12 protein-coding genes are annotated in these 16811 nt (G+C 47.9%); 10 read left to right on the top strand and 2 right to left on the bottom strand.

Features of this window, described 5'->3' with window-relative positions:
* The 8 genes from recG to glsA all read left to right on the top strand — a co-directional run bounded on the left by recG (position 1) and on the right by glsA (position 10535).
* Complete coding sequence (gene recG, locus BUA17_RS24910; RefSeq protein ID WP_072735345.1) at positions 1–2046, top strand: ATP-dependent DNA helicase RecG; 2046 nt, start codon at positions 1–3, stop codon at positions 2044–2046.
* Between the two features lie 113 nt (positions 2047–2159).
* Positions 2160–2447: a stage VI sporulation protein F gene (locus tag BUA17_RS24905; RefSeq protein ID WP_063565612.1), complete on the top strand. Its 288-nt coding sequence runs from the start codon at positions 2160–2162 to the stop codon at positions 2445–2447.
* 612 nt (positions 2448–3059) lie between these two features.
* Positions 3060–3596 (top strand): nucleotidyltransferase domain-containing protein, encoded by a 537-nt coding sequence (locus BUA17_RS24900; protein ID WP_072735344.1) that lies wholly within the window; start codon positions 3060–3062, stop codon positions 3594–3596.
* A gap of 1311 nt (positions 3597–4907) precedes the next feature.
* Positions 4908–6560 carry a sensor histidine kinase gene (locus BUA17_RS24890; protein WP_063565755.1) on the top strand — a complete coding sequence of 551 codons (1653 nt, stop codon included), beginning with the start codon at positions 4908–4910 and terminating at the stop codon, positions 6558–6560.
* A gap of 10 nt (positions 6561–6570) precedes the next feature.
* The gene (locus BUA17_RS24885) at positions 6571–7383 is read left to right on the top strand and encodes a LytR/AlgR family response regulator transcription factor (RefSeq protein ID WP_072735342.1); all 813 of its coding nucleotides are present in this window, start codon (positions 6571–6573) and stop codon (positions 7381–7383) included.
* Between the two features lie 120 nt (positions 7384–7503).
* Positions 7504–8793 (top strand): L-lactate MFS transporter, encoded by a 1290-nt coding sequence (locus BUA17_RS24880; protein ID WP_170867935.1) that lies wholly within the window; start codon positions 7504–7506, stop codon positions 8791–8793.
* Positions 8794–8996: 203 nt separating this feature from the next.
* Positions 8997–9479 carry a GNAT family N-acetyltransferase gene (locus tag BUA17_RS24875; protein ID WP_063565615.1) on the top strand — a complete coding sequence of 161 codons (483 nt, stop codon included), beginning with the start codon at positions 8997–8999 and terminating at the stop codon, positions 9477–9479.
* A gap of 114 nt (positions 9480–9593) precedes the next feature.
* On the top strand, positions 9594–10535 hold the full coding sequence (gene glsA / locus BUA17_RS24870) for a glutaminase A (RefSeq protein ID WP_063565616.1): 942 nt from the start codon (positions 9594–9596) through the stop codon (positions 10533–10535).
* 347 nt (positions 10536–10882) lie between these two features.
* On the opposite strand, the gene BUA17_RS24865 is transcribed toward glsA, so the two are convergent.
* Together BUA17_RS24865 and BUA17_RS24860 are read right to left on the bottom strand one after the other, a co-directional pair.
* Positions 10883–11224 (bottom strand): YolD-like family protein, encoded by a 342-nt coding sequence (locus BUA17_RS24865; RefSeq protein WP_064636634.1) that lies wholly within the window; start codon positions 11222–11224, stop codon positions 10883–10885.
* Complete coding sequence (locus BUA17_RS24860) at positions 11221–12465, bottom strand: DNA polymerase IV (RefSeq protein ID WP_063565618.1); 1245 nt, start codon at positions 12463–12465, stop codon at positions 11221–11223. The genes BUA17_RS24865 and BUA17_RS24860 overlap by 4 nt, the downstream gene beginning before the upstream one ends.
* An 861-nt stretch (positions 12466–13326) precedes the next feature.
* On the opposite strand from BUA17_RS24860, the gene BUA17_RS24855 reads away from it, so the two are divergent.
* Both BUA17_RS24855 and BUA17_RS24850 read left to right on the top strand, forming a co-directional pair.
* Entirely contained in the window at positions 13327–15552 is a 2226-nt protein-coding gene (locus BUA17_RS24855) for a hypothetical protein (protein ID WP_072735340.1), read from the top strand.
* Positions 15553–15578: 26 nt separating this feature from the next.
* Positions 15579–16790 (top strand): HEAT repeat domain-containing protein, encoded by a 1212-nt coding sequence (locus BUA17_RS24850; protein WP_063565620.1) that lies wholly within the window; start codon positions 15579–15581, stop codon positions 16788–16790.
* The last annotated feature ends 21 nt before the right edge of the window (positions 16791–16811 follow it).

The raw sequence follows: 16811 nt of genomic DNA, 5'->3' as shown, positions 1-16811 counted from the left end.
ATGAAATGGGAAGAAATATCGGTAAAACAAATTAGCGGCGTGAGTGCTCTCAAAGAGGGAGAGCTTCACGCCTTTGGCATCTCTACTGTAAAAGACTTGCTTGAATATTATCCGTTCCGTTATGAGGATTATCGGCTGCGTTCGCTCAGTGAGGTGAAGGACGGGGACAAAATTACGGTACAGGGTAAAGTGATGGGCATCCCGGTGTTGCAGCGTTATGGCAAAAAGTCACGCCTTACCTGTAAGGTGATGACGGAAGAATGGATGATTTCAGCCACCTGGTTCAATCGGCATTTTCTGAAAGAACAGCTTACGCCCAATCGCGAGATTGTTATTACGGGGAAATGGGAACAGAAGCGTATGCAGATGACCGTAACGGACTCGGAATTCCCGGATAAAGGGGAAGGACGATCGGGCACGCTGCAGCCTGTGTATTCGGTAACCGGCAAGCTAACGCAGTCATGGATGCGCAAAACGATTAATCAGGGGTTAGTCCAATTCGGGGAAATGATCCCCGAAATTCTGCCTCAATCACTCATGAACAAATATGGATTCATGCCTCGCAAACAGGCGATTGCCGGGATTCACCGTCCGCAGGATAACCGGGAAGGCCAGCAGGCCAGACAGCGGATGGTGTATGAGGAGCTATTTTTGTTTCAACTCAAGATGCAGGCGTATCGTGCATTGAACCGGGATCGTATGGATGGTGTAGTGCACACAACGGATAATACGACGATTCGGGAGTTTGTTCGCAGTTTGCCATTTGAACTGACGGATGCACAGAAGAAGGTAGAGCTTGAAATTCTGCATGATATGCGTTCACCGTATTCGATGAATCGATTGCTGCAGGGAGATGTAGGCTCAGGTAAAACGGTTATTGCGGCGATCGCGCTGTATACGACCGTTCGTTCCGGTTTTCAGGGGGCTCTGATGGTCCCTACGGAGATTCTGGCAGAACAGCATATGCGCTCACTGCAAAAGCTGTTTGAACCTTTTGGCGTAACTGTGGGGCTGTTAACGGGCAGCGTGAATGGACGGAAGCGCAAAGATCTGATTGCATCCTTGCAGATGGGTATGATCGATATCGTTGTGGGTACACACGCTTTGATTCAGGAGGATGTATTTTTCCGTGACTTGGGTCTTGTTGTTACAGATGAACAACATCGCTTCGGTGTGAACCAGCGCAGCATTTTGCGGCGTAAAGGCTATAACCCGGATGTGTTAACGATGACGGCGACGCCGATACCGCGAACGCTTGCCATTACAGCTTTTGGTGATATTGAAGTATCGACCATCTCGGAACGTCCAAAGGGGCGGATTCCTATCTCGACGTACTGGGTCAAGCATGACATGATGGACCGGGTTCTTGGTTTTATTTCGCGAGAAGTGGACCAGGGACGTCAGGCCTATCTGATCTGCCCGCTCATTGAAGAGTCGGAGAAGCTGGATGTACAGAATGCCATTGACCTGCATATCCAGATGCAACAGAACTTTCCGAAGTACCGTGTAGGTCTGCTGCATGGACGGATGACGGCTGGCGAGAAGGAAGAGATGATGCGTGACTTTTACAGCAACGAAATTCAGCTTCTGGTCTCCACAACAGTTGTGGAGGTCGGGGTCGATGTGCCTAACGCAACGCTGATGGTCATTATGGATGCGGACCGCTTCGGTCTGTCGCAGCTGCATCAGCTTCGTGGTCGGGTCGGTCGGGGCGCTCATGCATCCTATTGTGTACTCATTGCAGACCCCAAGACAGAGGTGGGGCAGGAGCGCATGAAGGTCATGACGGAAACCGAAGATGGATTCGAGGTATCCCGTCGAGATCTGGATATGCGGGGACCGGGCGATTTCTTTGGCACCAAGCAAAGTGGATTACCGGAGTTCCGTCTTGCCGACATGGTTGCAGATTTTGAGGTATTGGAGCAGGCGCGAGATGACGTCTCCAGCCTGATTGCGGATGCGAGCTTCTGGACGTCTGTTGACTACGCTCCTTTACGTGACTTTTTACAGCAGCAGCAAGTATTCCAGGGTGATCTGATCGATTGATCGGGCTATGAATGTGTGGTTTTCCACATTTTCCGTGGGAAAATGTCAAGTGTACAGGCCCTCCTGTCATATGAATAAGAAGTGAGTTCATTATTCAGGAGGTGCTGTTCGTTTTGGGTTACCAACAATATGGAATTAGTCCGCAGCTGGTGGAGCGGATCAAAACAAAGATGAAAAATCCCGCTGTCAAAGAGCGTATCAAAAAGTTGATAGATGGGGTCACCAAGTCCGATTTGCAGGATAAGGCCAAGGTAAGAAGGCTGGTCAAGTCGTCAGCGGTCATTTTGAACGAGAATTTTTCTGCGACTCAGGAGGAACAATTTGTTGCTTTTGTTCTTGCGCAGAAGATCGATCCGAACAATACGTTTCATTTGATTAAGTTGTGGGGCATGTTTAGGTAGGGATTCGATAGAATGTTGGGTGGTATAAAATGAAACAGTTTCATTTACACGGGGCCACTCCGAGTGCAGTACCATCTTCCGATCGCTGTTATCCCCGGATTTTTTTGAATTACCCTTTGAAAGGGTAAAATCCGGTGATAAAGGCGCAGCGTATGCTTCCGATGCAGCTTTCTTTCAGAAAGCTTTTAGCTTCGCTTCTCCAGATTGGTTCTGCACTCTCCGTTACAGTGTAACTGGAAGTTCATTTTATAAAAACCAAATTACATCGAATGTGTATGAAGTAATTTTAATGGATGGGGCGGTTCATAAGTCAGCAAGATGACTTATGAACCGCCCTTTTGATTTTTAAGCGAGTGCCAGTCCTATGAATAAAGAAGAATATATATGTAAATGAATCGAGCTGGATTTATGCAGAAATGGAGTGCTTGAACTCGTCCGTCAATCGTATATGAATATGGAGTACTGAGGCGTGTCGAAGTACTTAGAGGATAATTGACGATATAGAAATATATTCCAACATATGGTACCATGAGCATTGCTCCTTTAAAAATGGAATGTATTAAACAGGTGCTTACATAGCGAAGCGATGAATTGTTTTACAGGAGGTTTAATATGATAGATCCGCTTTTCCAAACTCAAACAGAATCACAATTAAATTTATTAAGTGAAATTAGTGCAATATCTGCAACAATGGAAATTGATTTTTGGTTACGTGGCGGATGGGCAATTGATTTTTTACTTGGAAAGGTTACCCGTCTACATGACGATATAGACTTGATAACATGGATACAATACCGAGATCAGTTAGAATCTGCTCTTATCGAAGCTCGATATGAACAGGTTCCCGTCAAAGAAGAATTTCGAGGTAGGCAATCTGATTTTCAGAAGGATGGCGTAGACATCACTTTTTGCTATATAACCAGAGCGGAGGATAGAAGCATTATTATGAACGGCTTACCTGAGTGGGTCTGGCGGTTTGATTCCTTGTTACCACAACGTTTTATGTTGAACGGAATATCAGCTTATGTCTTGAACCCTAGGCAGCTCTTGGAAGAGAAAGAGGTTTACGAACAGATTGGCAGGATCCCACGGCCAAAAGACGTAGAAAGCAAAAAGGTTTTACATCGTATCATAGCAGAGTTAAATTGACTGTTCGAACCAAAGGTTTAGTTCTAACTTTCAGAAAACCACTCCATTTTGTGAGGAGTGGTTTCTTCTTTATATTTGCCGGGGAAAAGTTGCTTATGAAACACCTATTTGCAGATTCTAAACGGATTTTATTTGAATTATCATCTAAATTGTTCTATGAGCTGTCGATAGGAGCTGCTTGATAAATAGTTCTCCATGAATTGTAGATCCAGATTTTTCAACTTAATGACCTCGCTGATTGCTTTGACGCGATCTGGATTCTTTTGTTTATAACTGGAATGCAGCTGCAATCCTAAGGGGACCACGGGAATCAGCATTCCAAAAAGCTCCTCATATCTTTTCAACTCCCACACTACAGGGCTTAATTCAAGGTATTCGTCCGACACGGTGTTGGCCATTTCAATAATGATTCCATGAATGTTCAGTCGGGCAAAAGCCCATAAGTTGACGATTTTATCAACATCACCGTTTTATTTGACCAAGATATCAATATCATTTGGCCGTATATCGTTACAACCTTGAATCAAGGAAGCTGTTGAACCAGCTATAGTCCAATCCAGATCTGTATAAACTGAAACCCGGTCAGAGAAGACTTTCAAAACCTGCTGGATTGTTGTCATCATTTTATCCTCCGTTGATTGCTAAACTAGCTATAAATTACTCTGTAACAAAATCTTATGCAGATCCGCTAGTGTCATCCCATCACTCTTTATTCTTAACAAAATAAGGGCTAGTGGCTATTAAAGATGCAATAAATACTAAAATTAAAATGGCATTAGAAGGTACTGTTTCGTATATGTAGTTTTCAACTATTAGTACGAGGATCGAAATACTTAAAATCACTCTCAGCACATGAGCAGACGAGCGATTAGGGTTTTGGGTACGTTTCGAGATAAAGTAAATGATGTACCACAAACCACTAAAAAGCAGGAGTGAGCCTATCAGTAGCATTACAAACATTTAAATACACCTTTCTTAAATAAATTACATTGAATCAATTAGCATAATGTTCCAATTAATTATAACACAGTGGATTTCTGGAAGTGGAGTTTTATGTGTAGGTAAGTGAAGCTTTGTTGGTAGGGAAGAGAATGGTTTGGAGCAAAATGAATTCCGTATCGTCTGTTCAATAGGTTAGCGACTTTCGACTACTTCCATTTTCACAGGATCGACTTTGCTTTCCTCCTATTGGAGCGGTAAACTGGTGCATACGAGCATACATGGATTTCAAAGTGAGGAAAACGCTGCTGCGATTAAGGGCGTTTATTTTTGACGGATGTGGAGGAAGTCAGATTGACGGAGATGTTTACGATGCTGCTGGGGCTGTTTGAACGGGCGGCACTGCTGATTATATTTTTATTCTTTCTGTCGAGGATACCGCGATTTAGACAGATTTTGCAAAAGGGAAAATTGAGATGGCAGGAGTACATTGCGGTTACGTTGTTATTCTGTGCATTTGCTATCTTCGGTACCTATACCGGTATTAATGTGGAAGGTTCGCTGGTGAATGTGCGCATTATTGCTGTTATGTCTGGCGGTATTCTGTTCGGGGGGCCTGTGGGCATCATTACCGGGATTGTGTCCGGGGTGCATCGATATTTAATCGATATGGATGGAGTTACGGCGATCCCGTGCCTGATCACGAGTATCCTTGCAGGTCTGGTCTCCGGGTATATACATAAGTATACGCCTAAGTCGAAGCGCTGGATGATCGGTATTGCGGCCGGAATGATCTGTGAGGCGCTTACGATGCTGCTCATCCTGCTGTATTCCTATCCCGATCCACTGGGGGCCGACATTGTCTCGAAGATTGCGCTGCCGATGATATTAGGTGAGGTGAATATTGGGCTAATCGTACTGCTGGTGCAGAGTGTGGAAGGGGAAAAGGAAATGATTGCAGCTCGTCAGGCCAAGCTGGCGCTGGAGATTGCGAACAAAACCTTGCCGTACTTCCGTTCCATTGATGAAGACTCCCTGCGTACGATCTGCCGGATTATTCAGGAGGATATTCAGGCTGATGCGGTTGCGATTACGGATACCCGAAATGTACTGGCTTATGTGGGATTTGGTGAGGAACGATATCACATCGGTAATGAAATTATTAGTGAGATGACGAAGAAGACGATCTCCAGCGGAGAGATTACGATCAGCAATGATGTCATTGACGAAAAAACGCCGGATATCCACTCCCTCCTCATCATTCCACTCAAAGAGCGGGGCGAAGTAACGGGTGCCTTGAAAATCTATTACCGCAAAGCTTACAAGATTACGTATCCGTTGCAAACGATGGCTGTGGGCCTGTCCCAGATTATTTCCACCCAGATGGAAGTATCACGTGTGGAGGAGATCAAGGCTGCGGCCAATAAAGCGGAGCTGCGTGCATTGCAGACCACAATTCATCCTCATTTTCTATTCAATGCGCTGAACGCCATTGCCTCATCCATTCGCACCAAGCCGGATCGGGCACGCGAATTGATTGTGAATCTGTCTGGATATATGCGCTATAACCTGGAGCTATCGGATGAGCTTATCGATATTCACAAGGAGTTGGAGCAGGTCCGCAATTATGTGGAGATCGAGAAGGCGCGCTTCGGCAGCAGGCTTAACGTCATCTATGATATTGATGAGGTGGCTGTGCATATTCCAAGTCTGGTCATCCAGCCACTTGTGGAAAATGCCATTATCCACGGTATTCTCAAGGTAAAAGGACCCGGGACCGTACGGATTCGGGTACAGGATTATCCTGACTTTGTGCGAATTGGGGTCAGTGACACAGGAGCAGGCATTGGAGCCGACATTATTGAGCGTGTTTACCATGACCGGATGCCAGCCAACCAGATCGGGTTGTACAACGTGCATCGTCGGGTGAAGCTCATTTATGGACAAGGGTTAACAATTACACGGCTGGAGCATGGAACCGATATTTTATTTGATGTACCCAAAGGAGATGTAGTAACAAGGTGATGAACTGTCGATGAGAGCCCTTATTGTTGAAGATGAAATTCCGGCAAGTGAGGAACTGAATTACTTGATACAGGAACATAGCCAAATTGAAGTGGTAGATTGTCTGGAAGATGGACTGGATGTGCTGAAGTTTCTGCAGGAGCAGGAAGTCGACGTTATTTTTCTTGATATAAATATCCCTTCGCTGGACGGCATGATGCTGGCACATCATATTGGAAAGTTTGCGAGCAAGCCATATATCGTATTCACAACGGCTTATAAGGAGCATGCGGCTGAAGCGTTTGAGCTGGAGGCGTTTGACTATATTCTGAAGCCCTATGATGAGAAACGAATTGCCGCGATGCTGCATAAACTCGAAACGGCGTTCAAACGGGATCATGAGCAGGAGAAACGTGAACATGGCAGTGTCGATGGGCAGGCTCACAATGCGGCTCAAGCCAACGATGAATGGTCTGCATCAAATATGCAGGCGCGTGAATCCAATACCCAGACGGAACGACGCATTAACCTGCTGCGCAATGACAATATTATTGTGACAGACACCGCCGATATTTATTATGCGGAAGCTCAAGAGAAAGTTACGAAGGTGTATACCAAAAACGGTGAGTTTACGATGCCGGTCAGTATTTCGGATTTTCACGGTCGATTACCGCTGGAAACCTTTTTCCGCTGCCATCGTTCTTACGTCGTGAATTTGTCTCAAATTCGTGAAATTGTGCCTTGGTTTAACAATACGTACCTGCTTCGTTTGCGTGATCTGGAGGCTGAAGTACCGGTTAGCCGGGGCAAAGTCAAAGAATTCAGGCAGCTCATGCGCATCTAGAGGCATTTCATTCCGCATCTGATGCAACTCATGCTCAAATCGGTGTAATGAATCCCCTTTCATGTATGATTAGCTTGTGAACGCATTCATATATATGACATCGGCAAAGGGGAGATCACGATGAAAGCAGCTATTTCATCCGCACCTAATTCAGCATCTACAACTATGAAAATGAACCGCTGGCTTATTGTACTGGGAACCATCATTGTACAAATGGGTCTCGGAACCATCTACACCTGGAGTTTATTTAATCAACCGTTGTCTGATCGTTTCGGATGGGACGTCAGCTCGGTCGCGATAACATTTTCGATTACCAGCTTTGCTTTGGCATTTGCCACACTATTTGCCGGCCGACTGCAAGAACGATGGGGGCTTCGTCGCCTGATTCGGGTAGCCGGAGTTGTGCTTGGTCTGGGACTCGTGCTCAGTTCTCAAGTGAGTTCGTTGACACTGCTCTACATCCTGGCCGGATTTGTGGTTGGATTCGCGGATGGTACGGCGTACATTACTTCCCTGTCCAACCTGATCAAGTGGTTTCCTGAGCGAAAAGGTCTGATCTCAGGTATTTCGGTCGGGGCCTTTGGTACAGGCAGTCTGTTGTTCAAATACGTGAACTCGGCATTAATTGGTGCTGTTGGTCCTGCTCAAGCTTTTATGTACTGGGGCATTATTGTATTGGTATTGATCGTGGGCGGCTCGTTCCTGATCCGTGAAGCGGTTGTTCGTGAACAAGCTCCAGCAAGTAGCACGGACGGTGCGAAGCAACCAGAAACACGTCATGATTATACGGTCAAAGAAATGCTGCGCACGAAAGAAGCGTATATGCTGTTCGTTATTTTCTTCACGGCCTGTATGAGTGGACTGTATCTGATCGGTATTGTGAAAGACATCGGTGTGCAGTTGGCAGGTCTTAATGTGGCTACGGCGGCCAATGCGGTGGCGATGGTTGCGATCTTTAACACTGCTGGACGTATCATTCTGGGGGCGTTGTCGGATAAAGTAGGACGGATGAAAGTTATTGCCGGAGCACTGCTGGTTACGGCTGTTGCCGTAATGACGCTGAGCCTGGTACCGCTGAGCTTTGGCATCTTCTTCGCCTGTGTAGCCGCTATCGCATTCTGTTTCGGTGGCAATATCACGGTCTTCCCGGCGATTGTGGCAGATTACTTTGGACTGAAAAATCAGAGCAAAAACTACGGCGTCATCTATCAGGGATTTGGATTTGGTGCCTTGGCTGGATCGTTTATCAGCGCCATGCTGGGCGGATTCCATCTTACCTTTATTGTGATCGCTGTACTGTGTGCCGTCTCGCTCTTGCTGGCGTTGATTATTACGCCTCCGGGTCAAGGACGTCGTACACGTCAACGTGAACAGCAGATGAATCTTAACCCTTCATCCCGGGCAAGCTGATCGTAGTGGGGACGAAGTTCTTATAAAAAGCAAGCTGGGCGGTCTCCTACGGAGGCCGCTTTTTTGGTACCTGCTGGACCTGATAGGAATGAGAATTCTGTACATGAAGTGGTTGTGTGCAATGCATACTTGGCTTCTGGTATACTCTAGGTGAAATAAAAAGAGCAAGTCCTTGTTAGCCATTTGGAGGAGGTATGTTCGTCATGAATTTCTTGAAATATGCACCATCTGATTTTGCTGATTATTATGCTCTTGTGTCCAATATTGAAGTCATGCAACAGATTACCGAACGTGCTCTGCCTGAGCATGAAGCTACGGCGGAATTTGAATCCATGCTGAATTATAATCTCGGCAACAATTGTGGCTATTATCGGATATCTGGTGAAGACGGGGTAGGAATGGCCTACGCCAAACTGATCCCGGATGAATCCGATCCGTCCCGGGCGGAAATGGGTTACATGATTCTGCCGGAGCATTGGGGGAGAGGACACGGGACTTCCATCGCAGCTCGGCTGATTATTCAGGCACAGGCGGCGGGAATTGGTGTACTTTATGCGGTTATCGATCCGTCCAATGCGGCATCGCGTCGAATATTGCTCAGACAGAACTTTGTATCCACATGGGTTGGAGATTATCATGGGTTACCCGGTGAGATTCTGGAGCTGAATCTTCAGGTGAAGCGGTAAGGGATCAGGCTTGCGGGTAATACATACTATATCGGGCATTTTGCATCACTTCGATGGGAACTCGTCATCCGGAGGCATGCGAAATGCTCATACAGAGATTTGGAGGAGATGGAGATGAGCAATGCTGCAATGGAACGTCTGAACCAGTTGTTGCCGGAATGGCTGGAGACCAGCCGTCTGCACACCGGACAGGGGAAAGTAGCCTCTTATATTCCCGAGTTATTCAAGGCCTCACAGGACGAACTGGGTATACATATCATGAACGCCGAAGGCAATCATGTGTCAGCCGGCGATTGTGGTGTCCCGTTTACGATGCAAAGTATCTCCAAGGTATTTACACTCATTCTGGCCCTGATGGATCATGGGGAGGAAGCGGTCTTTTTTAATGTAGGAAAAGAACCTACCGGCGATGATTATGATTCCATGATCAAGCTTGAACTGGTCGAACCGGGCATTCCGTTTAATCCATTGATCAATGCGGGCGCGATCACGGTATCGTCCCTCATTGCCGGGGATTGTAAAGAGGAGAAGTCACGGCGCATTTTGGAATTTTTCCGCAAGCTCGCGAATAATGATCGGCTGGACTATAACGAGGCGGTATATCGGTCCGAATCGGAGACAGGCCATCTGAACCGCTCGCTTGGTTATTTTCTGAAGCACAATGGTGTGCTCAAGGATGACGTCGAAGATGTGCTTGCCGTCTATTTCCGCCATTGCTCCATCGAGGTGACTTGTGCAGACCTGGCCCGTATGTCACTGGTGCTTGCTTATGACGGGACAGATCCGATCACCGGGATTGAGCTTATTCCTCGTCGTTATGTGCAGATCGCCAAAACGTTCATGACTACCTGCGGTATGTATAATGCATCAGGCGAATTCGCGATTCAGGTCGGGTTGCCTGCCAAGAGTGGAGTGTCGGGTGGAATTCTGACTCTGGTTCCAGGCCAGTTTGGCATCGGTCTTGTAGGTCCGGCTCTGAATCGGAAAGGAAACAGCATTGCAGGCGTGCATCTGCTTGAGCGTCTTTCCAGAGAATTTGACTGGAGTTTGTTCTAACGAAGTCATCCCCTTACCCTCCTGAGTAGCCGATGAATCACCAATTCGTCCTTTTGCTTCTTTGGAACGAAATAGTCCGATAGGAATGTGGCTTGTTGGTTGCTTCAGTCTTGGTTCAGATCCCGTAGGAAAAGGGTCCTGCACAGCAATGGCCATGCTGCATCTATTCCGGTACACCCGCAACGCTGGGGTGAATTCGGGATGCTCCCTATATATCAAGTTCATTCGCCTCGGGAGCGAAATATGGTGAACCCAAAAAAAGCTTCACTCCTTAAGATATGGTTCATATTGACGAGTCAAACACCCAGAAAAGTAAGGCTGTCTGACGTCTGGGTCTTTGGCGCGCATCATTCATTCGCGAGTACCACATCCGTAATAAGATTCATCTGAATGTCCCGAGTCCCACTCTCCATCAGCAGCTTAAGGGTACGGGCAGGGGAGTCCAATCGGAGCACCTGTCCGGTAAAGCGGATATCATCATGTTCATGGAACAGGGTGATGGTGACTGTATCCCCGAGCAGCATGGAGTTACTAAGCAAACGTGACATTTCTTCCGCTGCCTGGGCATCCAGAGATGGACGGGTACGGGGAGCAAGTTGTTCCTGATGAATGATGTAGGCTTCCCGGTGTTCGGGAAGCATCATGCGCGACGACTCAAAAATCCCGTTTTGCTGTAATTTTTTACTCATTTATAGTGACCTCCAATTTTATGAGAACGGTCCTGTGCCTGCGCAGACGAGCAGAGCGAGGAGGCCCGCATGATCGCGGTTTCTCCGAACTTGCGCTTGATGTCATCCGTGGCACGTTCCAGTTCTCTTTTGCGTTCACGGTCATCGAACCAGGACAGCTGTACTTCGGAATCGGGCACGAGTCCGGTCAATGACACGCTGATGCGGCGAATGGGTAATCCGTCCCAATGGCGCAGAAACAGAGCTGCCGCCGCATCGTATACTTCATCGGTGATGTTGGTAGGTTCATTCACCTTCATCTGGCGGGAGAAGCCGGTTGGACGATCGTAATCCTGCCCCCGACATCCTACAGAGACGACATTGCCCATGAGCGATTTGTCCCGGGAACGCCGGCTGACCAGCTCCGCCAGTTCGAGCAGCACCACTTTGATGTCTTCCCACGATTCATAGTCCCGAGGCAATGTCATCTGATGTCCAATGCCCTGCTGCTGGTGAGCATATGTCCCGGGTTTTACCGGAGAATCATCGATCCCGCGGGCAATACGCCACAGTACCTCACCATTTACACCCCAACGCTCTCTCAGCCGGGACAATGGAGTCTGCGCTAGATCCCCAATCGTATGAATCCCCATCTTATAGAGATGCTGTCCCATCCGGGAACCGACCATAAACATGTCTCGAACAGGCTTTTTCCACAATGTTGTCTGCACGTCCTTGCGGGGCAATGTATAGATGCCTCCGGGGACTTTTTTGGCATACAGGTCACAGGCCATCTTGCTGACAACCTTAGTGTCGCTGATGCCGACGCGGATATAGACGCCAGTCTCTTCCATTACCCTGTCCTGAATGCTGCGGGCAATCGTTTCAGGACTGCCGAACAGGTCTAAACTTCCGGTGACATCGAGGAACTGTTCGTCAATGCTATACGGTTCAACCAGATCGGTATAGGACTGAAGGATACGGGTAATGTGTAGGGAAACACGAATATATTCGGCCATCCGGGGACGAATAACGACAACATCGGGGCATTTGGCAAGAGCCTCACCCAGCCGTTCTGCTGTAGTAATCCCATAGGACTTAGCGAGTGGGCAGGCTGCCAGAATAATGCCTGAACGGCGTGCAGGATCTCCCGCAACAACAAGCGGACGGTCTCTGTATTCAGGATGTGCAGACTTCTCCACACTGGCATAAAATGACTGGCAATCGGCCAGCATAATGACACGTCCGTCTTTGCGGGGCATAGTATTTCTCTCCTTTTATTCATGATTCGGCTGCTTCTGTGCAGTGATGGGATTCATTCAGTCAACGTTATTTTACAGTTTATTTACAGTATGGAACAAGTGTTCCTGTTTTATAAGCATATCCGACAATGCCAGATGCGGCAACCGGAATTATTTTGCAAATTGGACACAATTATTGGATGGACCTATTAGAGTCAAAATTTAGGAAAAAAGATGTATTTTTTTACATTTCGTGTAAGAGATCCGTGACTTCCGGGTGATGACCGGGTGTTCATTGGGCTTTATGTAAAAGTAATATAAATGGGCACAGTCCTATAGGGGGGGACTGATGTCCTTTTTTCATTTTCTGCACTTTTCAGAAAACCTTGATAGGACGCGGGTTTTCAAGGATACGTTATCGGACTATAGTATCAATTTTGTAATCTTTATGGTTAATACTGTAAAAATGTCCGCAACTTTAAAATATCATTAGCGTTTAATGGGGTAAGCGTTCAAGCGGAAACAGATCTCGCAATCCGCGTTGCATATAACAATAACGGGTAGAGATGTGCAAGCCTGGAAGAACCTCAAACGGACGGTTAAAGTGGCATATATTCGTGTCCATGGGACATAAGAGCAAGAAGGGCTCATGGATGCTAGTTGATGGCGCATTTTACGAATTATGGGCAGAATGTTGCAGTTCACGTTTGCTTCCAACAGCCTAGTTACAAATGCAGAGTCTTAGAGCTATAGTGAGAACTACACCGCTGACATCTCTACCCAAAGCGGACATCCGATGCGGGATTTCCCGCAGACCTTCATGTCATTTAAGATCCGCAGATGAAGCAGGATGCATACTAGAGAGGTGAGCAATCAAGAGCCATGAGCAGACGAAGACGAAGACGCTGGTTGCTAACGATGCTGACAGGAGCGGCCGTAGTGACAGGCGGAATATTTGCCGGCTGGCACTATATGCAACCCCAGCTCGTTACGTACACAGCTGATAATGGCACGGAGATGAAATTCAAGACCGATGGAGACCGGTTCATGGAATATGGACCCGATGGCGCATGGCGGGAGATGTTCGTGAAAGGTGTGAACCTGGGTGCTACATCACCAGGACATTACCCGGGCGAATTTCCGTTGACCAAAGAGGATTACTTGAAGTGGTTCCAGCAGATTGAGGATCTGGGGGCCAATGTAATCCGGGTGTACACGGTACATGAGCCGATTTTTTACACCGCATTGGTTGAGTATAACCGTGGCCGGGAGCAACCGTTATATTTTATACAGGGCATATGGTCGCCGGAAGAAGAGTTGATCGAGAAGCAGGATGCCTATGCTGACCATATTGAGCAGACGTTCAAGCAGGAGATTGAAAAGGCGGTATCGGCTGTATATGGGGATGCGAACATTCCCGATAAACCGGGAGAGTCAAGCGGCAAATACAAGACGAATGCCGGGAAATATCTGATGGCTTGGCATGTGGGGACCGAGTGGGACCCTTCGATGGTGAACAACACGAATGAGAGCCATCCTGACGTGCCGCAGTACAAAGGCGTTCATTTTTCCGGGACGCAGGATGCATCACCGTTCGAGAATTGGCTCGCAGAGCTACTGGATTATACCGCCGTGTTGGAGAAGAAATACGGGTGGGAGCATCCAATGACCTTCACCAACTGGGTAACAACCGATGTGTTGGATCATCCGGGCGAGCCGCTGTTCGAAGAGGATTTGGTGAGTGTGGATGCGCGACATATTCAACCGGAAGAGTGGCAGGGCGGATATTTTGCAGCATACCATGTGTACCCTTATTACCCGGACTTGTTCCATACGGACCAGACACTCCAGACGATCAAGGATGAGAACGGCGAGTACAACACGTACAAAAGTTATCTGCGCGAGCTCAAAGCCGAGTTTTCCGATATGCCTGTAATGATTACAGAGTACGGTGTACCTTCTTCGCTTGGAATCTCCCATCTCGGTATGGGAGGTCGGGATCAGGGCGGACATAACGAGGTCGAGCAGGGCGAGATCGACGCATCGCTGACTCAGGATATTTATGATGAAGGCTATGCGGGAGCGATTTTGTTCATGTGGCAGGATGAGTGGTTCAAAAAAACTTGGAACACGATGCCGCTGGAAATTCCGGCTGATCGTCGGGCCTACTGGCTGAACGTGCTGACGAATGAGAAGATGTTCGGTCTGCTCGCCATGGACCCCGGTAAGCAGGAACAGCTGACCATCGACGGGAAACTGGATGACTGGAATACGCTGAAGAAGGAAGAGGTCACCGTCTGGCAAGGCAAGGTAGATGGCATCAAGGAAATGAAAATGACCCATGATGAAGCCTACCTGTACATTGGCATGACGCTGGATCAACCTTTTGACCCAGACCAGACCTTGCTGCGCATCGGAACGGATACGCTGGATGGCGGCAATCAGCCGGGTACGAGACTTCCGGATCGAACGCTGAGTGACGGACTCGAAACAGTGATTACATTGGGACAGAATGATGAATCACAAGTGGAGATCGCCAAGGACTATGACTTTAACCAGCGCCTCTATGGCAAGGACGGTTACGGGATGCTGCCCGAGGAGCAAGAGAATGCGGCAGATCCATTCCATCCATGGAACCTGGCGGTCAGCCTGCGGATGACCCCACCGGATACCCGTTCCGCCCAACCGTTCATGAATGAGAAGGTGGGTACATTGAAACGGGGAACGACAGCTCCAGATCAATCCGATACCGATTCGTTAACCGCCTGGCAATATAACGGTAATCAGGTCGAGATGCGTATTCCATGGATGCTGCTTGGATTCGGTGACCCAAGTTCACTGCAAGCGATCAAGTATGGAGCGCTGAAAGGTGCACGGCAATTCGAAACTGTCGCAGTCAAGGGTGTGACCCTGGTTCCGTGGCTAATGGATCGTTCTACTGGAAATATCTCTTGGCCTGGTGGTGACCAGAAGACACTGGATGTGAAGACATTGCCTATATACAGCTGGCAGCCCTGGGAGCAGGTACAGTACAGTGAACGACTGAAACTGAGCTACGAGGAAATGAAGAAACGGTATGAACAAATTCCAAGTTTTCAGACCGAATAAATGAGTATAAAGGAGGACCTTTTCACATGTTTCCGAATTTGGCTTTGGCTTATCTATTTCTATACATCTGTACGGCGCTCGTCGCTGTGGGTGTGATCCTGCTGTTTGCCATGAAAATGTCCCACAACGGCAAACGGCGCAAGATTGAGTTTTATAAATTAAAGCAGCGTGACTACTTTACGTATCTGCAGACGGCGCTGACAGAGGACAGTCCCCTGAGATTGCCACCTGGGAAGTTGGCCCCACTCGAGCGTCGGGTCATCCAGAGCAAACTTATTGAATGGATTGATCAGTTCAAGGGCGAGTATCGCAACAAATTAATTGTACTCTGCCGTGAAGCCGGATTTGTAGAGCATGATCTGAAGGAACTGAGTCGTATTCGTTACGGACGCCAGATTGATGCAGCTTATCGATTGGGCGGCATGCGTTGTCCAGAGGCCGTTCCAGGCTTGATGGAATTGCTTAAGGAAGAAAAACCTGGTCCGATGGCAATTATGATTGGTCGTTCGATCGCAAGATGTACCATCCGTCAGGGTGAACTGAAAGATATGCTCGCGTTGCTGTTAACCAAAGGAAAATCGATTCATCATCTGGCAGCAGATATTTTGCTCGAAACCAGTCTGGATACAAGCAGAATTCTGATTGAGTTGCTGGAAGATCGCAATCCTGACTTTGTCAAAGTGGGATTGGTTGCGATGTGGGGACAAGCTGTACCCGAAGTGATGCCTGCACTCGACAGACTTGTTGGCGCAGAACATCAGGATGTACGGGCAGAAGCGGTGAAGCTATATCTTAGCGCAAGTCCGGCACTTCAGGACGAGACCATTCTGAAGCTCATGCAGGATTCGGACCCAGAGGTGCGTGCCGAAGTGGTGCAGGCGCTCGGTTCGAAACATGCGGCAGGCAGCATTCCACTGCTGCGCAAAGCGCTGCGTGATGAAGATTGGGGAGTACGCTATAACAGTGCTGAGAGCCTTGGCAAGCTGGGTGAACCGGGATTTGAAGCCTTGTGTCAGGCCGCTGTGGAGGGCACAGGTGCTGAACGGGAAATTGCAATGCAGCAGATTGAGAGTACGATGCAGCACTCAGGAACAGACCACAAAGCCGTTGACCAGATGATTGCACATAACAAAAAAAGGCTGCTGTATGATCGGTACTTCGGTCCCGTACGTGGGAACCGGATAACAAGCAAGAAACGTACAGGTGTGGCTGCGGTAGGAGGGGATTACACTGCTTAGAGATCTACTATTAATCTACGG

This window comes from Paenibacillus sp. ov031, from assembly GCF_900143165.1.
GTDB classification, from domain to species: domain Bacteria; phylum Bacillota; class Bacilli; order Paenibacillales; family Paenibacillaceae; genus Paenibacillus; species Paenibacillus marchantiae.
This window is presented reverse-complemented; position numbering and strand designations above follow the sequence as displayed.